This is a genomic window from Bdellovibrionales bacterium (genome assembly GCA_016714165.1).
GTDB lineage: Bacteria > Bdellovibrionota > Bdellovibrionia > Bdellovibrionales > UBA1609 > JADJVA01.
This window is the reverse complement of the sequence record JADJNU010000002.1, coordinates 43,538-62,729: the sequence shown is the minus strand read 5'-3', so window position 1 is coordinate 62,729 and position 19,192 is coordinate 43,538. Positions and strand designations below refer to the sequence as shown.

Sequence of the window (19,192 nt, the reverse complement as noted above, 5' to 3'; positions counted from 1 at the left end):
CTCCTTTGGTTTGATAAAATTCACCTGACCACCACGACTCGAATCTGTGATCAAAAAAGCTCATGTCAAGATTAATTTTTTTCCTATTTATTGATGTCTTAGTTTTGATCGGAGTCTTGATCTTCGATCTCGGAGGCACTGAAATTCTTCACGATATAGTCGACGATGCGTTTTTCCATGGGGGTTATTGCTTCAACTGATTTTATTTTCTCTAAACGAATCTGTTGAATATCTCCTGCTCCAGCCGCCTGTCCGGTACAATTCATGAGCGCCTGCGGAGAATTGAATTTCATTATCTTCTGAAAAAAGAGTTCGTTCGGATTTTCTAGAGCGCTGGCTTGAACAAAGATTTCTGGACGGTGACAGATGAGAATGGTGGCCAGCCAGGGTTGTGGACCATCGATGTTGTCTATTTCGTTCCAGCAGCGTTCATTTGAAACGAGCACCAAGGCTCGAGCAACCTCCACATCTCCCTTATTGAGCGATTCGACAATTTTTTGATTTACCATATCTCCAAGATCTCTGATATCTGGTTTCTGAGCAGAGGGGCTAGACTTGGGGTAACAGGCCTCTCTTAACTCCTCAATACGACTATCTTTAGGTTCAAAAATCAAACGGCGCAGTTGCAGAATGGGAGCTTCGTTGACCTTTGCAAGACGGGATTTGCGAAAGTAATTTTGAACCTTTATTTCACCGGAATCTGTGGCAAGGGGAGAGGTGAGTCTGCGATATTTTTGTTCTTGAAACGAGACGGGATAGGGGGGACAGTTTGGGCAAAGAGGCTTGAACAGCTCGTCATCAAGGCCAAACTCTGCAATTTTTCTCGCGTAGAAGCTCAGCTTTTTTTCGGATGTCATTTCTTGAGCAATCGCTTTAAGGAGCAGTTGAGGGTGGTTGTAAGAAATGTGCACCCCCAAGAGATATTCGGCAGATTTGACTGTTCTTAAATTCTTGCCCTTTTCGACATTGATGAGTTCCGAGGAGATTGAGCGAGATTCTGCGTCCATGTTCTCTTCTCCAAGATCATAGGCCAAATAGAGCAGCGCGCGTACCGTTGAAACGTCGTCCCTTTCAATATTTGCCACAATTTGGGCAAAGAACTTGTCTGCAAATCGGCGCTGCGTTTTGTAGGCCATCAAGTATTTGTCGCCCTCGCCATCCGAGCTAGCCATGTATTCTCTGATGCCACTCAATCCGGACACCGAAGGATTTTCCAGAAATTTTGAAAAGAGATTTAGAAATGCGTGGCGAGAGGGCTTATATGTTGTGGCGAACTTGTTAGATGGATAGGGTTTTGGAGGGAGGCTAAAACAAGCCGCGCCCATGAACGAGCATCCGAAGATGACACATAAAAACCCCACGCGATTCATACTGTAATTGTACCATGATGAGACGGAGTTGCCCTCGCTGAGGTAATTTTTTTTTTGATGGAAGACCTAAGTCGTGAGAAAACTGCTCAATAGGTCTGTCCATTTTTTGAGTCGAGCGGGTCTGCTTCGCGGCTGGCTCTGAAATCGAAGTGATTTTCGTTTTCATTTGGGAAGAGCTAAAATTGAGCTAATAAGTTTTGTGACATAGGCGTGACAAAAGTCTAGGCCATTCACGATACGATGGTGGTCTATGCATTCAGGATTGATTGTTCTCCATCAGCAGAGGCCCTCCGTTAACTGGATTTCTCCCGCCTCCCCTTGGGAAGTCTGGACAACTTGTCTGAGACACATTGCCATCGCCCATTCATCGGAAATTGAGATGGATGGGGCACGCCTGTCTCAGTTTTCAGGGGAAATCTACAGGGACGATGAAGCCTATCAGTTTTTACTCGAGATTGTCAGTGGGCTTCATTCGCCCTTAATTGGTGAAACTGAGGTTTTTGGCCAGTTTAAGGATTTTTATGATGAAGTTGTAAAGAGGCGTGAAGGGCACTGGCCTGTGCGTGGCTTGATGGTTCAACTAATTAGAGAGGTAAAGGCCATTCGGCAGGAGCATCTCGTTGGTCTGGGAGGCCAAAGTTACGGAAGTTTGGCCCGAAAGCATTTGGCCCCATTTTCTCAGCTGGCCTTGTTGGGTTCGGGTCGACTCGTCCTAGATATTCTACCTTGGTTTGCAAAGAGGGATTCGGATAAAGAGATCAATGTCTTTGTTCGTTGCCTCACAAAGGCACAGCTCTTGAGTAAAGAATTTCCTTTTTCAAATCTCGTACAAATGGAAAGTGAAGGGCCTTTTCTTTCCCAGGCCTTGGTGGTCGCAGCCCCGGTGCAAAGCGATTGGTTCTATAAATGGTCATGCAATCGATTCCCAGATCTGCGGCTGGTGTTGGATTTGAGGGGCGAGAGTGACAGAGATCCACTGAAGAGCTCCGTTCCGGTCGTTGGCTTGCAAGAGTTTTTTGTTGCGATCGAAGAAAATAGGCGGCAGACCGAGATTGCCTTAGCGGGGGCACGAAATCGTATTCAGGTCGTTTTAAATGAACTGCGGAAGGCCGTTCGCAACCGTCCCTTTGGTTGGGACGACCTATGCGCCTAAAAATTGCGTCGCGCCAAAGTGATTTGGCGCGTATCCAATCCTACATGGTGGCTCGGGCTCTTAAGAGATTTCACCCAAATTTGATCGTAGACTTTGATTTTAAGTCGTCATTTGGCGATTTGCGTTTGGATTTGGCGATCGATAAATCTCCTGCTAAGGGTCTCTTCACTCAAGATTTTTATGAGGATCTTATTTCAGGAAAATCTGACCTTGTGGTCCATTCCTGGAAGGATCTCCCGGTCGAGGAGAAGCCCGGAGTCAGAGTGGTCGCGACCCTGCCTCGCGCAGACCTTCGTGATCTGTTTTTTTTGAAGAAGACATCTAGAAAAAAATCCAAATTGAATGTTTTATCTTCTTCGCCTCGTCGGGTTCACAATCTGGCTGCGAGTCTTCCCCCGCTTCTTCCTGGGCACCCCGAGCTGGAGTTTATTGCAGTCCGAGGCAATATTCCTACTCGACTCAAGAAATTGATGGAGAGCGATGCTGATGGTCTTATCTTGGCGAAGGCTGCTGTCGATCGCCTTCTTGAGGCGCCAGAAAATGAGTTTGCTGAGACTCAAAGATATGTTCGAGATGTTTTGTCACTCTGCCATTGGTGTGTCTTGCCTTTGGCTCTGAACCCGGCGGCGGCAGCTCAAGGTGCATTGGCAATAGAGATTCTCGAAAGTCGCGAGGATTTGAGAACTTTGCTCAAATCCATTCAATGCGAGGCAACTTTTCAGGCGGTTTCAGAAGAAAGGCGCATTTTGGCAGGGTATGGAGGAGGATGCCATCAGAAAATTGGGGTTTCCATTTTAAATCGTCCTTACGGCCGAGTTGAATTTTTGCGGGGTTTGACGGATCAAGGGCAGATTTTGGATTTGAGACAGATTTGTGAGGAACCTCTTCCTGCCAAGTGGAGAGCGGAACGGGAGAAAATTTTTCCCTTCCAACCGACAGAAGCGCGTTGGTTTTCGCGAATTGCCAAGAGTGACCTCAGCGATGCTAAAATTGAAGAGAGGGCGTCTTCAGTTGGAGTCTGGATTTCTCGTGCGGAGAGTTTCCCTAGGGAATGGGAAAAACTGCCATTTAGGGCCCTGTGGATCAGTGGATTACGATCATGGCAGGAGCTCGCCAAGCGGGACCTGTGGGTAAATGGGTGTGCAGAAGCGATGGGTGAACAGGAAAAACCGATGATCGAATCAATGGCTGGTGCTGACTTTAAATGGGTGAAGCTTTCTCATTTAAAAGGCTATGAAGAAGGTGAGATGGAAATGATTCCGACTTACGAACTGCGTTCGATCGAGCCTCCACCTGATATCAGAGGAAAAACTCATTTTTTTTGGATGAGCGGAAGCAGTTTCCAGCGAGCCCTTGAGCTGTATCCTGAGATTCTTTCTGGGGGCTATCATGGCTGCGGTCCAGGTAATACATATAAAATCCTTGCGAAGCTGCTCCCATCAGATAGATTGCGGGTCTTCCTCGATTTTGAAAATTGGCGACACATGACCCTCATAGGAGAGAGTTAAATGGCTGATCCGACAACTTCATTGTTTTTGTATGATCGTTCGTTAAAGGTGGCCCCGGGAGGGGTTCATAGTCCCGTTAGATCAGGAAAGAGTGTAGGAGGGGAGCCCCTTTTCTTTCGCTTTGCCGAGGGAGCTTATCTTGAATCTGTCGAAGGCAAGAGATATGTCGATTTTTGCCAGAGCTTTGGCCCAAATATTCTTGGTCACCGTGATCCTGACGTTGCTTCAGAAGTTGAGAAGATTATTTCGCGCGTATGGACCTTGGGGACTTGCGAGCCCTATTCATTGGAGTTAGCCGAGTGGATCCAGGCCAAAGTGCCCTGGGCTGAAAAGCTTCGTTTTGTTTGTTCGGGAACTGAGGCCGTGATGAGCGCCATAAGAGTTGCGCGAGCAGCTACGGGAAGATCTAAAATTTTGAAATTTGAAGCTTGTTATCATGGCCATGTGGATAGCATGCTCGTGAAGGCGGGGAGCGGATTGGCCGGAGATGTGGCCAGCGACAGTGCGGGGGTTCCTCGAGAAATTGCTGAGACGACCTTGATTTGTCCCCTTGATGATGAAAGTGCCTTGGAAAAAATTTTTAGTCGTTCTGGTTCCAAAATGGCAGCCGTTATCATTGAGCCGCTTCCCGCAAACTTTGGCCTCCTGATTCAAAGAGATGAATTCCTTCGGAAAGTGGTGGATCTGAGCCGTCGACATGGTGCTCTGGTTATCTTTGATGAAGTGATCAGCGGTTTTAGAGTAGCAATCGGCGGAATGGCGGAGCGCTTAGGTATTCGCCCTGACCTTGTAACCTACGGAAAAGTGATAGGAGGCGGCTTTCCTGTGGGGTGCTATGCAGGACGTAAAGATTTGCTGGATTTGGTCGCTCCAAACGGCCCAGTTTATCAGGCAGGAACCTTGAGTGCGAATCCAGTGGGAATGGTTGCAGGACTTGCGACTTTAAAAAAGATTGAGCAGGGTCAGTTATTGGGAAAACTAAATGATTTTACCTCAAAGTTTTGCCAGCAGCTCAATTCTGAATTTGAAAGAATTGATAGGCCGTGGAGAGTCACTAACTTTGCTTCCCTTATCTGGTTTCATCCTCTCTCAGATAAGCCAGTGAGATCTGTGAGGGATTTTGCCGCGGGTCATGCAGCCCAATTCTCAAAATTCTTTCATGGTTGTTTGAATCGTGGAGTTTATTTACCTCCCAGTGCCTTTGAAGTGGGATTTATGTCTTGGGCTCACCAGGGACTCGCCTTGGATAAAGCTTTTGAGGTTTTCGCTGGGGTAACGCAGGAAATGTATGGCTAATGGTTTCATGAAGAAGAGGTCGAACTGGAAGATTGCCCTCGCCGTCGGATGGATTTGCTGTACCGTTGCAATGGCTGTTTGGTGGTTTTATCTTGGTACAAGTTTTTTGACTCAATTAGAGAGCCACGAAATCTTCAAACAGGAGATGGCATTTCGTCAAAAGAACATGTTGATTTGGGAGGGCCTTGCGTGGATGGTCCTTTTGTTTGGGGGGGGAATCACTCTTATTTTTCTCATTTCAAGAGAAAGATTTCAATCGCAAAGCTTGCGACAGTTTTTGGCGACTTTTTCCCATGATGTGAAGACGGCGTTGGCAAGCTTGCGTCTTCAGACAGATATTTTGCGTGAAGAAGTTGGAGATATTCCTGCAATCAAACGTCTTGATTCAGACGTCGTTCGCTTGCAGTTGCAGTTGGAGAACTCTCTCTTTTTAGCGAGCCAAAAGGATCTGCAATTTTTTATTGAGAATTTGAGTTTGCGACAATTGATTGAATCCTATAGGGAGAATTGGCCCAACCTGAATATTGATCTCAACCAAGATGCCGTGATTCGGGGTGATCGTCGTGCGCTTGATAGTATCTTTGGAAATTTGATTCAAAATGCTCAGGTTCATGGGAGAGCCAAAAGTATCTCTATTTCGGTAAATAGAATTGATTCAAATCTCGTAGAGGTGAGGGTATCTGATACGGGCAAGGGATTTGGTGGAGATATGGCGAATCTTGGGAGTCTTTTTGAGCGCCACAATCCTTCGAGCGGGAGTGGTGTGGGACTTTATTCAGTTGTCGTTTTGGTGAAGAGAATGGGCGGTCGGGTGAGTTTTTCACGTTCTCCTGAATCGGCCGGAGGATTTTGCGTCACGCTTCATTTGCCTGGAAGTCTCTTATGAAAAGGCTACTATTGATCGAAGATGATCAAACATTGGGACAATCTCTTCAGGAGCGTCTTGTTCGTGAGGGCTTTGAAGTCAAGTGGGCGGACAACTTGGTTCTTGCTCGTGATCTTGTTCGCTGCGAAGAATTTCATCTTGTTATTTTAGATGTTGGTCTTCCTGATGGATCGGGGTTTGATTTTGCCCGTGAGATTCGAAAAATGAGACCCTATCCGTTTATTTTTGTGACGGCCCAGAATTCGGCAGAAAGTCGACTCGAAGGTTATGAATTAGGCGCAGAGGAATATATTCCAAAGCCCTTTCATCTCAAAGAGTTATTGATGCGGATTCGTCATGTTTTGAACAATCACAGTACTCTCCGAAGGTTAGAGTTAGGAGATATTGTCATTGATTTTGATGGAATGGTGATTGAGCGAACTCACGCCCAGAAAGAGCATCTTCCACTCAAGGATTTTCAGGTATTGAAATTGCTCATAGACAAGAGTCCAGCGGTAGTGAGCCGCGATGACATCATCGAAGGCGTTTGGGGGCATGACAAGTTCCCAACCAATAGAACTGTAGACAACGTAATATTGAGAATTCGTCAGTCGCTCGGCCCTCGAGGATCAGATTTAATTCGCTCAGTAAGAGGGGTCGGATATCAGTGGCTGATTGAAGGAGAATACAATGGCAAATAAGCGATTTACCAAGGCCTTGGCTAGAATTCCTCAGGAGATTCCACCTATTTGGATGATGAGGCAGGCAGGAAGATATCATTCTCATTACCAAAAACTAAAGGAAAAATACTCTTTCATGGAGCTGTGTAAGATTCCAGAACTTGCAGCAGAAACGGCTATGGGACCGATCGAGGATTTTGACTTTGATATTGCTATATTGTTTAGCGATTTGTTGTTTCCGTTGGAAGCTCTGGGAATGGGCCTGACCTATTCACCCGGTCCGCAGTTGGAATGGAAGCTGAGCGAGGAGACAATCGGGAAGCTCTTGCCTGTCGAAGAGGCCATCGGTTCTGTGGAGTTTCAGCGCGAGGCGCTTCGGGCTACCCGTGCTCGATTGCCGTCCGACAAAAGTCTGATTGGTTTTGTGGGCGGACCTTGGACTTTGTTTGGTTATGCCGTAGAGGGGAGTCATAAAGGGGGCTTGAAAGAAGCCAAATCTCTTTGGCACCTTCTCCCGAGATTTAATGAAATTATTCTTCCGTTCCTTGAAAAGAATATTGAGTTACAGCTCGATGGCGGTGCGGAAGTCGTTATGGTTTTGGACACAGCGGCAGGTGAGTTGTCTCCTTTTCTATTTTCTCAGGGAGTTGCACCGGGAATCATTAGCTTGGCCAAGCGCTTTCCTGGTCAGCTCGGTTATTATAGCCATCACACTCAAAAGGCCCATCTCCTGCCAATTCTTGATTCTGAAGTTACGCTAGCGGGGTTTGGGTGTGATCATCGTTGGGAATTGTCTTCATTGTTTTCTCTGAGTCAGGTCGGATTTGTTCAGGGTAATTTTGATCAGTCTCTTTTATTTTCAAGGTCCGACTGTTTTTCGAAGCGTCTTGATGAGTTTTTGGCGCCTCTTCTTGAGATGAGCAGAGAGATGAGAGCTGGGTGGGTGTGTGGTCTCGGACACGGTATATTGCCCGGAACGCCAGAGGAGAACGTGCGCGAGTTTGTTCGGAGGGTGAGGGAGGTTTTCAAATGAAGTATTCTGAACTTCTGCAAAAATATGACGTGCCCGCGCCTCGCTATACGAGTTACCCAACTGTACCCTATTGGACAGATTCTCCAACTTCAGAGCAGTGGGTCAGTTCTCTGAGACAAGGTTTTTCTCAGGAGGCCGAAGTCCCTTGGAGTCTTTATATACATATGCCTTTTTGCGAATCACTTTGCACTTTTTGTGGGTGCAACACTTCGATCACAAAAAATCATGACAAGGAAGATCCTTACATTGAGCATTTGCATCGAGAACTTTCTATGTATCTGGAGAGGGTGCCAGAGTTTCTTTCCCATCCATTGCGTGAGATTCATTTAGGTGGAGGATCGCCGACTTTTTTTTCGGCTCAAAATTTGGTTCGCCTTGTCCAACCCATTCTTGATAAAGTCAAAATCCGGAGGGACGATTTCGAAGCGGGAATTGAGGTCGACCCAAGAAGAGCGACCAAAGAGCAGCTGTCCGAGCTTCACAGAATTGGTTTTCGACGAATCAGTCTTGGAATTCAGGATTTTAATCCTGAGACTCAGCGACTTGTGAATCGCATTCAACCTTATGAAATGACGAAGGGCGTGTACGAGCTGGCTCGGTCATTGGGGTACAATTCAATAAATTTTGATTTGATCTACGGATTGCCCATGCAGACGCCTGAATCTATTCGAGCAATGGCCTTAAAGACAGTGGATCTGAGACCCGACCGCATTGCCCTATATAGTTTTGCTCTCGTGCCATGGATAAAACCGGCACAGAGATTGTTTAAAGACGAAGATCTTCCTGCCGGGGCCCAAAAGCGGGAGCTTTATGAAATAGCAAGGGAAATTCTTCTCGGGGCTGGCTATGTTGAGATTGGTATGGATCATTTTGCGCTACCATCTGATGCTCTCGCGAAGGCCCAAGCCTCAAAAGATTTGCATCGCAATTTCATGGGCTACACGGACAAACGCACCTCTGTGCTCTTGGGTCTTGGAGTGAGTGCTATTTCAGAATCTCCGAGCTGTTTTCATCAGAATGAAAAGGTTCTTAATGTCTATGAGCGAAAGATTGCGGGAGGAGCTTTAGCCACTTTTCGAGGGCATCTGTTGAGCGAGGAGGACCTCAGGCAGAGGGAGCAGATTCTCTTGTTTATGACTCGAGGGGAAGTTGCTATGCACGATAGGGAGCAAGAGGAAGATGTTAGGCATTTTCTTTCTGCTCTTGTTGATGACTCAATTGTTACTCTTGAGAACGGGATTCTCAAAATAACTCAGCTTGGGATGCCATTTTTGCGAAACGCCTGCATGGCTTTGGATCTTCGATTGCGTCAGCAAAAACCGAGCACCAAGGTTTTTTCGCAGGCCATGTGATGAGCAAGCCTAAAGTGGTAGTTATTGGGGGTGGCATTTCTGGTCTGACAGCCGCCCTTGCGCTGGTTGAAGCTGGATTCTCAGTCAAGCTATACGAAGAGAAAGAGGCGGTCGGCGGACTTATTGGCACCTATCGCAGTGAATATGGAATATCCGAGTCAGCGGCGAATGGGATTCTCAATTCTAAAATCGTAGAAAACCTTTGCCAGCGCCTGGGTGTGCCTCTTGTGGGAACACTTCCTTCGGCACGCCACCGATATGTTTACGTAGGTGGCAGGTCCAGGCGCTGGCCGTTTACGCTAATTGAAAGCCTTGGTCTTATTTCAAAACTATTATGGTATCGAATTCGCGGGAAGGATCGGATAGCCCCTACTTCAGGTGAAACCGTTTCTGGTTGGTTGACTCGTTGGTTTGGTCCTTGGGTGGATGAGAAATTACTGGGGCCTGCACTTCTAGGAATCTATGCTTCGCGTTCGAGAGATCTGAGTGCTTCGTTGGTTTTGGGTCCCCTCTTTGGCCGACCCAAGCATCCTAAGCCATCTTTGCGCGGAACAGTGGCTCCTCTCGGAGGGATGGGAGCGCTCATTTGCGCCCTTGAGGAGAGGATTCGAGCTTTAGGGGTAGAGATTTTTACGGGATCTACCTACCAGTGGGAATTGTGGGAAGATGGAAGAACTCCCCATGTGCTGGCGACTTCAGCGGCTCAGGCAGCCCGAATCACAAAGACTGTCTTTCCCGATCTTTCAAAGAAATTGCAACAAATTCGCATGTTGCCAGTGATCTCAGCGACTTTATTTTTTTCAAAGGAAGATACAGTGTTGAAGGGTTTCGGCTGTCTCTTCAGCGAAAGGGAAAAGGCCAATTCTTTGGGAGTGCTCGTTCCAACCTGTATTTTTCCAGGTCGTAGTTCTGTAAGTGCTGAAACTTGGATTTTGGGTGGAGCTTTGAAGCCAGAAGCGATTGAATTGAGCGAGGCTGAAATACTCAAGAAAATTTTAGAAGATCGAGCGAGACTGTTTGGAAAGAAGTCACAAGCTTTGTCCCAGAATATTTTTATTTGGAAAGAAGCTTTGCCTTTCTACGATCTTTATTTGGAATCCTTTCTGTCAGAGCTGCATCTGCCATCCAATTTATTTTTGACGGGAAATTATCTTGGAAAAATCGGCATTGCGGGCTTGGTTGAGAGAAGTCTCAATATTCCAAATGAGATTTTTTCTCAGCGAGGAATTGAATGAAAAAGGGATTGCTGCTTATCAATCTCGGTACGCCAAGTGCTGCGGAGCCGAAGGCCGTGGGTCAATATTTGCGTGAGTTCCTGATGGATCCCCTGGTCATTGATGTGCCTGCGCTTCTTCGTTGGTTGTTTGTGAACGTGATTGTTGTTCCGCGCCGTCGTTATAAGAGTGCCCATGCCTATCGCCAGATTTGGAGTCCAGAGGGATCGCCGCTTTTGATTCATAGTCTGGCTCTGCTCAAGGCTTTGCGCAGAGAAATGGACTCTGGTTGGCTTGTCAATTTAGGGATGAGATACGGAGAGCCATCTATTCGGCAGGCTCTCCTTGAATTTCGGCAGGCCGACATCCGCGAACTTTATATTTTGCCTTTGTACCCTCAATTTGCTGATTCATCGACCACAACAGGTTTGCTTAAAGTCAAAGAAGAACTAAGGGGCTTGCAATGGAACCCGGAAAGAATAAAATGCCTTCCCCATTTTTTTTGGTTTTCTGGCTTTATTCGGGCGACGACCAAAATCATAAACCTGGAAAAGGATAATTTTCGGCCAGATCATCTGCTCTTTAGCTATCATGGTCTGCCTGAGCGGCATCTAACAAAGAGGCAGGATCTCAAGAGAGTTTGTAATTTCGATAACAAGTGCTGTGCCAATTTGAGACAGGACAATTGGTTGTGCTACAGAGCGCAGTGTTTTGAAACAACGCGATTGCTCTTAAAAGAGCTCGGGCACCCCAACGAGCAGTCTTCCATTGCTTTTCAAAGCCGATTGGGGCGAGCGAAATGGATTAACCCAAGTCTTGAGGTCGAGCTAAAGAGGCTCGCTGAGAAAGGCGTTAAGAGGCTTCTGGTCGCATGCCCTTCGTTTGTTTCAGATTGTCTCGAAACCTTAGAGGAAATCGGAATTCGGACGAGAGATCTATTTCAAACTCTCGGTGGGGAAGATCTCAAATTAGTTCCCTGTTTGAATGCTGACTCCATTTGGGTGGAGTCCTTCAGGGAACTCATGGAAACTGACAACTGGCTTGAATTTCCTCGTGCTCTTGAACTCTTACAAACCTCGCCCTCATAGGTTAAAAATTAGCTGGTAAGTGCAGCCAGGTTCCGTTATGATTTGATATTGACAACTTTGAATGATCCCAATCAGTATTCTTGGTTTGAGGTAAGCAGTGAGTTTTGATCGTGAGTCATTTATGAGTCTCATTGAAGGAGACAAAGAGCTTTTTTCTAGCTTGCTGAGTCTCTTTGAGGACGATTGGCCAAAATTAATATTTAAAATTCGAGCGGGCCTGAAAGAGAAAAAGGCAAAATCTGTTGAAGAGGCGGCTCATCGTTTAAAAGGGAGTTTGCGAAATTTCTACGCAAACGAGGCAGCTCTCTTGGCGCAAAGGATTGAAAGCGCTGGAAAATCAAACAGCCTTGATCATCTCGATGGGGTCGTTGATGAGTTGAATTCTCGGCTTGCAAAAATACAGTCCGATTTGCATCAGTTCCTCAAAGAGATGTCCTGAATGTCGTTTCCGCATTACCCCGAAAAGTGGCGGCTTCCGGGGTGGGTGAATCCTGAAAAAATAGTCGATTATATGAAGAAGCAGGGCAGATTGGATTATGATCCACCTGATGCTGTGATTTTTGTCTATTCATCGGGATTTGAAGAGAAGATCGATTCCAACCATGACATTCTTGTTCGCGCCTTTCTGGGGGGGAGGCTTGGATTTTTCAAATCTAGCGGATTGAGAATTGCCTACCTGAGTGGATTTGGAATCGGAGCTGCTGCGGTTGCGGCCAAAGTTGAGGAACTGACAACCTTTGGAGTTCGCCAATTTGTGTCGCTAGGAATGGCTGGAGGAATTTCTCCAAAGCTAAAGTTGGGAGAATTGGTTATTTGTGAAGAATCAATTCGCGATGAAGGGGCCTCTCATCATTATTTGGCCCCAGGTGACAGAGCGATAGCAGATCCAGTTCTCGTGAATCGACTCAAGGAGGGCTGTCGTCGCTGTGGAGTGGTTTTTGGCAAGGGGAGTTCATGGACGATTGATAGTCCCTACAGAGAAACTCAAGAAGAGTTGCGCTATTATCGTGAGGCAGGAATTCTGACGGTTGAAATGGAAGCTTCAGCATTGTTCGCCGTGGCCAAATACAGAGGGGTATCGGCAGCTGCCATATTCGTTGTCAGTGATTTATTGCAGGATGAGCGGGAATGGGAGCCGAATTTTCACTTTAAACAAGTCAAACAGGGAATGGAACTGGGGCTGAAGATAATTCTAGATACACTCAATTCATTGCAGTCGTAAGGTGTTCAAACAAAAAAGGGATACTGTGACATTCTATACATTTTGGCTGAATGACGTGGGCATTTACTTCAGCAAAAGTGGGCATCAGGGCCGCGCGAACAGGAAGCGGAGGTAAAATGGGTCAAATTTTGACCGCCGCAAGTCTTAGAAGTTCCTTCGCGGCCTTGGAAGCCATAACTTCTTTTCGGTATACCAAGTAGATTTCATCAGGCCTAACGGGAAACTTTCGATCATAAATCTCTAGATCAAGGGAGTCTGCACATGCAACTCGTTCAGGGATTACGCCAACCCCAAGACCTTCCGCTGTTAATGTTCGCACAACCTCTAGGCTGGATGTGTCTACGATTTTCCAACCCTGAAAGTGCTTTTTGAAGGTCGAGCCAAGAAGTTTTTCGATTTCCTCTCTTTGGCCATCTGCAAATATTCTCCTGGGCAGATGAGGGGTTAATTTTTTTCTCCAAAAGGCTACTCTGTCGTCACCAATTTTTTTAAAAACTAAATCAGGATGTTTAAAGGGATTAACGACGAAGCCGATATCAACTTCGTATGCTACAATCCTTTCAATAATTTTTCTCGAGAAATCATGGACAAACCGTAGCGAAAGATTCGGGTGCTCCAAATCAATATTTTTAAGCAATGGTGGCGCTACGTACGCAGCAACGCTCTGATGACAACCGATTGTAAAAACCCCCTCGATCTCATTAACGCCCTTATCAAGATCATATTTGATGGCATCCCAGCAGCCTTTTAGTTTCATAACGTCTGCATAAAACTGGACAGCAAATTTTGTAGGATGAACACCCTGTTTTGATCTGTGAAATAATGGCGATCCAATTTTTAGTTCGATATTTTTAATGGCCTGTGTCAGCGTAGGTTGTGTAACGCCAAGCCGAAGAGACGCTCTTGTCACATGCTTTGTTTGGTAAACCTCAATAAAATATTTCAATTCAGTGGATGTTGGTATCATAGGTATTTGCCTATCATAGGTCTCCAAATTTTCAATTATATTTTATCATTCAAAACAGTTATTCGTATTAAAAAGGAGGTTTCCATGAAATCTGAACTGATAAATGAGATTCTACAGAAAAAATCTGTAACAGATAAATGTCGAGGTAAGTGCTGCGCCATATTTTAATTTTTTGGGCGGCCAGCGTGCCGCCCATTTTTTTTCAAGAGAGGTCATCCAATGATTTGTAGTTTAAGCGAAATTCTAGAATATAAAAATCAGCCAGTAGTGAATCGATTTAAAAAGGAGTATCCAGAGAAAGCCAATCGGGCTGAGGATATATTTTCCGACCTCTTGCGCTTCTTCTGGGGAACAAAGAAACATGCTAGCGATCGCATTCGAAATCCAAACAATATCGGTCTAGAATTCTTTTTTATCATGGACAATGACATGAAAGAGATCGACCAAATGTGGCACCTATTTTTGCTTTACACGCGAGAGTATGCGGATTTCTGTCAAAGATACTTCGGCGAGTTTTTGCATCATCAGCCCGATTTAGTGCCGCTTTTTGAAAAGCAGGGTTTTGAATTTTATACTAATCTCGAAAGATTTTTAAAATACACCTACGAGATATTTGGTGAGGAAGTTATAAGAAGATGGTTTGCTCGGACACTGACATCGTGAAGAGCGTCCGGTCATCCTATCTGCCGATTCCATGCCGAAAAGTGTTTAATTTTAGTCGGGATACATATTAGCAGTGATGGTGATCATATTTCGGAAATGAAGCTCAGTTGAGCTCCATTTCTTGGAAGGAAAATTTCTCAAATCTTCCAAATTAAGACGAAGCGAAAAGATCAGAATAATCAAAAATTAAAAACCAAAAACAAAATCCAACTGAACGGTATCAGATCTGGTTTTCGTACCTGTACTTGCGTTTAATTGATTGGTCAGGAACGAAACGCGAGACACAGAATTCTGAGCCAGCATGTAATTTGCCATGAAGCGAGTGGCTTCAACATCGCTGGAACCAACGTCCCCGTCTGAAATGTCGGCGATCACTGCGTTCGGTTGGAGCTTGCGATGGTAAAGTTCGATATCCCAGGATCCGACTTCCTTTGCCTTGTTGTACCTCAATCCCAAAGTGTACCCAGTGTTCTCGTCGTCTGCCTTTTGGTTGGAAACATAATCAAGGTAAAAAAGAACAGGATGGTCGCCCAAGTACAGACTCACATCAAAAAATAGATTTAAGAGCTGATATCCCTCAATGTTAGCCGGGATGGTGGTGTATGGTCCACCGTATGTGGGGCCTCCTGGGGCTTTGTCCGTCTGAGCAAAATCGTAGTAAGAAGAACCTATGGTGAGATCATAATCCCCCATTTTTGCTTTGGCTCCAATTTGCGCCGCACCCAGGACTTCATCTGCTTCTTGGTCGTATTCTTTTGACCAAAGACCGCCGCCCTTCGCAAACCAGCCAAAAGATTCCGAACATTGGCAGGAATAAGCCAAGACCAATCCTTCTGGAGTGAGATCACTGTCCCAGATCATCTCGCTTCCTCCGGATCTGTAAAAAGGATTGTTGAACTTTCCGCCCGTCACAGAAAGAGCTTCAGATGCTTTCCATTTAAAGTAAAATGTATCGATGTAAGCGAGATCTTTTTTCATCCCGGCACTTTCTGATCCACCAAAGGTCGCGTTTGTAGAAGTTGCCTTATTGGCTTCGCTTGTTGCCAATTGGCCACCCACTTCGACGGACTCATTGGCATTAGATTCAAATCCGAGGCGCCCTCGGATTCTCTGCCGCAAGCGATCCTTTTTGTTTGCCACTTTGATCAGTTCATTTCGAAATCGAAGATCGCCCTTCAATTTGACACTGGAAGTTGCTTCGAGAGCAAACGTAACAAAAGCCCCAAAAGAAAGAGGAAAGAAAAAGGCAGCGCACAGAATCTTTGTCATTTTCATATTTATTCTCCTGCTGAATTTGGCGAATATTCTCGCTCAGTTCATTTGCATTTTTTGGCTTGCAAAAAATCGCTCAGAAAATGGCGAGACAGGTGTAAATCTTGGATGAATCTGATATTCAGTCAATAGTCATTTGGAGATTATGCATATGCGTTATTCAGTTTGCCATCCTTCCCTCAGCTATCGCCTTTTTTCTCATTATTATTGTGTTTTCATTTTTCTTTTTTTACTTGAGACTATCAGTTCACCTTCGGTCTACGCTGCGGAAGAAGTTCCGAAACCCCTCTCACGTGAGCAAGTCGTTGAAGATCTTAAGGGTTCAATGGAGAGGGGATTCCAACAAATTGATGAGATGAAAAAAAAATTTGAGGAACTTTCTAAGCCTGTCGTGAATATCCTCAACGGAGTCGCCGATAGGGATTTTTTGCAGACTGTATCGGATTTCTTGTTAAAATCCAATTGGCGACTTTTTTGGTGGACTCAGCTCGGAACTTTTGTTTTTTATCTGATTTTTCGCATTTGGCTATTTCGGGGTTCTCAGTCATGGTACCGACGCTTATGGATAGATTTTTGGACCTTTTGTCTCTATCTCGCTTTGTCATTGGTCGGAGTTCCTCTGTTCGCAATCGGAGAACCGTTCCGGAATCTTGTGAGATCAATCTGGTTGATTTGTTTGTCCAACACGATCTGAGGCGGCAAAATATAAAAAGAGCCTTCTTCGAAGTACATTTCACAGACTCAAAATGAGGCATTTCAAAAGTCGCCTTAACGGTATTCACTCGGTCAGGATGGTAAAACTGAATGTGCCTCGAGTATTTATCGGCTTATTTTGAGACTCTGAAACATTGGTATTGAGACAATTGAGTGAGTATCAGATACAATTATTTTTGAGACTGTAATATTGCGGTAATTAGCAATTGATAAACATGGCGGCATTTGGAGTATCGGGGCATGATGGAATCAAGAATCATATCTAGGGTGGTTGTCGGCATTTTTTGTCTGGCAGTATTTGTTGGCTTGGTATTTCAAAATTGTTCGCGAGTTGGGTTTGAGTCGAGCGATGAATTGATCAAGGCCGGTATTGTTGGCGAACTCAGGCACATTTCGTTGGATCCGGAGCAAAAGGAAAGCCGTCCATCAATTGAAGTTTCGACAATTCTTGATAATTCCAATTCAATGAAACCGATACACAATCATGTGGCAGAGGCCTTTCAAACGGTTACAAGCCGGCTCCGAGGATTTTCCGGAAAAATGTCACTTTACACAACAACCCAAAGCTTAACGGGTGACAAATCGTCGGTTGTGATGTCTGAACTTGTTCGATATCAGAATGGCTCTGACTGGATTGAACTTCCACTTTCACAAATTGGAAGCCTCCTTCCGTCAACTTCCTATTGGAATGTCAAACGCTATTCCATCTCTCAGTCACACTCTGAGGGGAGGTCGCCACTCTCGTTTTGGTCCGAAATGACGGACCAACAGTTTGCGGATTTTACGAATTCCTATTCAAGCTCAATTGCTGGAATTGGAACTTCGGGTGATGATCAGGAACAAGGTCTGTGCTCACTTCTTCGCGTTGTTGAGGCAAATAAGAGTTCTCAAGCCTATCAGGCGTTTATTATCGCTGCAAATGAGGATGATGCAAGCGATCTCAACTCTTGTCCCAGGGAGGAAGTACAAGAAGTGCGCAAAGAGCTGGCAGATCCAACGAGTGTTGCCTGTCAGCCAGGTGACCAAGGCTGCCAATACAGCTATGAGATGGACTATCTGCCAAACCGAGAGAATCACTTGAGCTATTCCTACAGACAGGTGACGGAATCCATCAGGTATCAATCGACAACACCCGTAGAAACCTGGAAGATCGAATATCGATACAATCGACATCGACGAAACTATAACTATAAAATTAAGCAGAGAAAGGAATGGGTGAGTTATCGCAGATACACGTTGGTGGACAACATCCCACAAGCCGAATCTGCCAGTCGCGTCTATAATATAAATGGAGGCAATCCAATAAATGGATATTGCCAGGTCGATAATGAGGCTGGGACGGCGGTCAGTTGTGATGAGGTTTTGGCGACCGTTCCGGCAGATCTTAGACCCTATGGACTTGTTCCTGATTCCTGCAAAGTGTTTTGTAAGAACGAAATATCGACGGAGAAATCAGTTCTTGCTGCTGACTATGCAGGTGGGACATGCTCTGCAAATGGCCAAGCAGAAGGTTTTCGGTCTTGTAATACTGCCGAAATTAATTCGACAGCTGCCCTTGCCGGGTTAGATGCCAGCCATATAGAAAGTTGTCGCCACAGTTGCGTGACCGACGGAAATTCGTTGAGGTCGGCAACTTTGACTGAAAGGCCAGGCAATTGTGGTAAGACCTGCAGCACAACTCAGAGAGAGTTTGCTGATTCCAAGTCTCCGGCCTACATCGATCCGGAAGACATATTTGAGTGCAATGTTCAATGTCCTGCCCCGACTTACCCTTGGCGAAATTTGGCATTGAACGACCGAAGTATCTACCATTGTAATGGAGTGAACCCCTCGCAGAACGGAAGTGCGGGAGAGGTTAGCTGCATGTCTGATGAGAATCTAAAACAACTGGCCGCGAATCATTTGGGCGGCGGGGCTTCAGTTGAAAACATTCGAGATTGTCTCTACACCTGTTCCCATTCTATTCGAAATAAAACCTTGAATGTCGCAAATCCGTCTACCTGTGAATTAGGAAAGACTCAGTGTTCGACAGATGAGTGGAACAGTGCCGTTGTCCATTTTTTATCGAATAGCGGAACCGGCGAACTTTTCATGGTTCAGGGACAGTGTTACAACGAATGCAACAACCTGGCACCACACGCGAAATGCTCGGGCAAGATATACGAATCGCCTCAAATGTGTTCCAGTGATAATATACAGGGACTATTGAGTTCCTGCGCAGTAAATGGTCATAATCTTGATCAAGCCAGTTGCCGCCGAGATCAGGGCTATAAAATTCAACCATCAACACAATACAATGCTCGCGTCGGCTCCTGGCTTAAATCAGGAATGATTGCCGACAATGCGACGATCATTTCCGAGACAGCGAATCGCTTAACATCCACTTTTGCCAATAGATTTTTTGTTGCGCAATTTGTTGTTCCACCGGGTGATCCAGATTGCAAACCCGAAAGCCAATATATTGATCCAGCCTATCGCTACAGGCAATTGGGAACTTTGTTGGGAGATGGAAATTCGCGTGTTTTTCCGGTGTGCCTTAGTTCTTATGAGGAGTCTCTTGGTTTTGTTTTGGATTTGATTGTCAAGTGGGTCAATCATAGTTATCAGTTGGCAATTGATCCAATGACCGAATGGGTTTGGAAAGTTCGCCTGGTTTATAAGAATGGATCAGTTCAGGAAATTCCAAAAGATTACTATAAAGTGGAACAAGGAGTTTTAAATTTAAACGAAGAGTTAAGCCTCGAGGGCGTGTTGCGCTTGGATGTTGACGTGATCACGCCACGTCGAAATTAGTT

Annotated in this window: 18 protein-coding genes; 14 read left to right on the top strand and 4 right to left on the bottom strand. The window is 45.5% G+C overall.

Going from position 1 to position 19,192, the window contains the following annotated elements:
* Positions 1–98: 98 nt before the first annotated feature.
* Both IPJ71_11470 and IPJ71_11465 read right to left on the bottom strand, forming a co-directional pair.
* On the bottom strand, positions 99–1,193 hold the full coding sequence (locus IPJ71_11470) for a hypothetical protein (protein MBK7844297.1): 1,095 nt from the start codon (positions 1,191–1,193) through the stop codon (positions 99–101).
* A 112-nt stretch (positions 1,194–1,305) separates the two neighbouring features.
* Positions 1,306–1,536 (bottom strand): hypothetical protein, encoded by a 231-nt coding sequence (locus tag IPJ71_11465; protein ID MBK7844296.1) that lies wholly within the window; start codon positions 1,534–1,536, stop codon positions 1,306–1,308.
* An 84-nt stretch (positions 1,537–1,620) separates the two neighbouring features.
* Between IPJ71_11465 and IPJ71_11460 the strand changes: the two genes are divergently transcribed.
* From IPJ71_11460 to IPJ71_11410, 11 genes are all read left to right on the top strand, one after another.
* Complete coding sequence (locus tag IPJ71_11460) at positions 1,621–2,523, top strand: hypothetical protein (GenBank protein ID MBK7844295.1); 903 nt, start codon at positions 1,621–1,623, stop codon at positions 2,521–2,523.
* Complete coding sequence (locus IPJ71_11455) at positions 2,514–4,031, top strand: hydroxymethylbilane synthase (protein ID MBK7844294.1); 1,518 nt, start codon at positions 2,514–2,516, stop codon at positions 4,029–4,031. Before IPJ71_11460 ends, IPJ71_11455 begins: the two co-directional genes overlap by 10 nt.
* Positions 4,032–5,327 carry a glutamate-1-semialdehyde 2,1-aminomutase gene (locus IPJ71_11450; protein MBK7844293.1) on the top strand — a complete coding sequence of 432 codons (1,296 nt, stop codon included), beginning with the start codon at positions 4,032–4,034 and terminating at the stop codon, positions 5,325–5,327.
* Positions 5,320–6,213, top strand: a complete 894-nt coding sequence (locus IPJ71_11445; GenBank protein MBK7844292.1) for a HAMP domain-containing histidine kinase — start codon at positions 5,320–5,322, stop codon at positions 6,211–6,213. Before IPJ71_11450 ends, IPJ71_11445 begins: the two co-directional genes overlap by 8 nt.
* Positions 6,210–6,893: a response regulator transcription factor gene (locus IPJ71_11440; GenBank protein ID MBK7844291.1), complete on the top strand. Its 684-nt coding sequence runs from the start codon at positions 6,210–6,212 to the stop codon at positions 6,891–6,893. The genes IPJ71_11445 and IPJ71_11440 overlap by 4 nt, the downstream gene beginning before the upstream one ends.
* Entirely contained in the window at positions 6,883–7,905 is a 1,023-nt protein-coding gene (locus IPJ71_11435) for a uroporphyrinogen decarboxylase (GenBank protein ID MBK7844290.1), read from the top strand. The genes IPJ71_11440 and IPJ71_11435 overlap by 11 nt, the downstream gene beginning before the upstream one ends.
* Complete coding sequence (gene hemN / locus IPJ71_11430) at positions 7,902–9,257, top strand: oxygen-independent coproporphyrinogen III oxidase (GenBank protein MBK7844289.1); 1,356 nt, start codon at positions 7,902–7,904, stop codon at positions 9,255–9,257. The genes IPJ71_11435 and hemN overlap by 4 nt, the downstream gene beginning before the upstream one ends.
* Positions 9,257–10,492 (top strand): FAD-dependent oxidoreductase, encoded by a 1,236-nt coding sequence (locus tag IPJ71_11425; GenBank protein MBK7844288.1) that lies wholly within the window; start codon positions 9,257–9,259, stop codon positions 10,490–10,492. The genes hemN and IPJ71_11425 overlap by 1 nt, the downstream gene beginning before the upstream one ends.
* Positions 10,489–11,559, top strand: coding sequence for a ferrochelatase (hemH, locus tag IPJ71_11420; protein ID MBK7844287.1), 1,071 nt, complete (start codon positions 10,489–10,491; stop codon positions 11,557–11,559). Before IPJ71_11425 ends, hemH begins: the two co-directional genes overlap by 4 nt.
* Positions 11,560–11,656: 97 nt before the next feature.
* Positions 11,657–11,998, top strand: coding sequence for an Hpt domain-containing protein (locus tag IPJ71_11415; GenBank protein MBK7844286.1), 342 nt, complete (start codon positions 11,657–11,659; stop codon positions 11,996–11,998).
* Entirely contained in the window at positions 11,999–12,781 is a 783-nt protein-coding gene (locus tag IPJ71_11410; GenBank protein ID MBK7844285.1) for a nucleoside phosphorylase, read from the top strand.
* Positions 12,782–12,902: 121 nt separating this feature from the next.
* Here the strand turns inward: IPJ71_11410 and IPJ71_11405 are convergent, their stop codons facing one another.
* A complete protein-coding gene (locus IPJ71_11405) occupies positions 12,903–13,748 on the bottom strand; it encodes a LysR family transcriptional regulator (GenBank protein ID MBK7844284.1) in 846 nt (281 codons plus the stop codon).
* 219 nt (positions 13,749–13,967) lie between these two features.
* On the opposite strand from IPJ71_11405, the gene IPJ71_11400 reads away from it, so the two are divergent.
* Entirely contained in the window at positions 13,968–14,411 is a 444-nt protein-coding gene (locus tag IPJ71_11400; GenBank protein ID MBK7844283.1) for a hypothetical protein, read from the top strand.
* Between the two features lie 186 nt (positions 14,412–14,597).
* Here IPJ71_11400 and IPJ71_11395 read toward each other — a convergent pair whose 3' ends face one another.
* Positions 14,598–15,686, bottom strand: a complete 1,089-nt coding sequence (locus IPJ71_11395; GenBank protein MBK7844282.1) for a putative porin — start codon at positions 15,684–15,686, stop codon at positions 14,598–14,600.
* 148 nt (positions 15,687–15,834) lie between these two features.
* On the opposite strand from IPJ71_11395, the gene IPJ71_11390 reads away from it, so the two are divergent.
* Both IPJ71_11390 and IPJ71_11385 read left to right on the top strand, forming a co-directional pair.
* A complete protein-coding gene (locus IPJ71_11390; GenBank protein ID MBK7844281.1) occupies positions 15,835–16,377 on the top strand; it encodes a hypothetical protein in 543 nt (180 codons plus the stop codon).
* A gap of 260 nt (positions 16,378–16,637) precedes the next feature.
* Complete coding sequence (locus IPJ71_11385; protein MBK7844280.1) at positions 16,638–19,190, top strand: hypothetical protein; 2,553 nt, start codon at positions 16,638–16,640, stop codon at positions 19,188–19,190.
* Positions 19,191–19,192 lie beyond the last annotated feature (2 nt).

Bases quoted from the DNA above. Each gene is read 5' to 3' on its own strand.
- IPJ71_11465 (MBK7844296.1), bottom strand. From the start codon at position 1,536: ATGAAAACGAAAATCACTTCGATTTCAGAGCCAGCCGCGAAGCAGACC.
- IPJ71_11460 (MBK7844295.1), top strand. From the start codon at position 1,621: ATGCATTCAGGATTGATTGTTCTCCATCAGCAGAGGCCCTCCGTTAAC.
- IPJ71_11455 (MBK7844294.1), top strand. From the start codon at position 2,514: ATGCGCCTAAAAATTGCGTCGCGCCAAAGTGATTTGGCGCGTATCCAA.
- IPJ71_11450 (MBK7844293.1), top strand. From the start codon at position 4,032: ATGGCTGATCCGACAACTTCATTGTTTTTGTATGATCGTTCGTTAAAG.
- IPJ71_11445 (MBK7844292.1), top strand. From the start codon at position 5,320: ATGGCTAATGGTTTCATGAAGAAGAGGTCGAACTGGAAGATTGCCCTC.
- IPJ71_11440 (MBK7844291.1), top strand. From the start codon at position 6,210: ATGAAAAGGCTACTATTGATCGAAGATGATCAAACATTGGGACAATCT.
- IPJ71_11435 (MBK7844290.1), top strand. From the start codon at position 6,883: ATGGCAAATAAGCGATTTACCAAGGCCTTGGCTAGAATTCCTCAGGAG.
- hemN (MBK7844289.1), top strand. From the start codon at position 7,902: ATGAAGTATTCTGAACTTCTGCAAAAATATGACGTGCCCGCGCCTCGC.
- IPJ71_11425 (MBK7844288.1), top strand. From the start codon at position 9,257: ATGAGCAAGCCTAAAGTGGTAGTTATTGGGGGTGGCATTTCTGGTCTG.
- hemH (MBK7844287.1), top strand. From the start codon at position 10,489: ATGAAAAAGGGATTGCTGCTTATCAATCTCGGTACGCCAAGTGCTGCG.
- IPJ71_11410 (MBK7844285.1), top strand. From the start codon at position 11,999: ATGTCGTTTCCGCATTACCCCGAAAAGTGGCGGCTTCCGGGGTGGGTG.
- IPJ71_11405 (MBK7844284.1), bottom strand. From the start codon at position 13,748: ATGATACCAACATCCACTGAATTGAAATATTTTATTGAGGTTTACCAA.
- IPJ71_11400 (MBK7844283.1), top strand. From the start codon at position 13,968: ATGATTTGTAGTTTAAGCGAAATTCTAGAATATAAAAATCAGCCAGTA.
- IPJ71_11395 (MBK7844282.1), bottom strand. From the start codon at position 15,686: ATGAAAATGACAAAGATTCTGTGCGCTGCCTTTTTCTTTCCTCTTTCT.
- IPJ71_11390 (MBK7844281.1), top strand. From the start codon at position 15,835: ATGCGTTATTCAGTTTGCCATCCTTCCCTCAGCTATCGCCTTTTTTCT.
- IPJ71_11385 (MBK7844280.1), top strand. From the start codon at position 16,638: ATGATGGAATCAAGAATCATATCTAGGGTGGTTGTCGGCATTTTTTGT.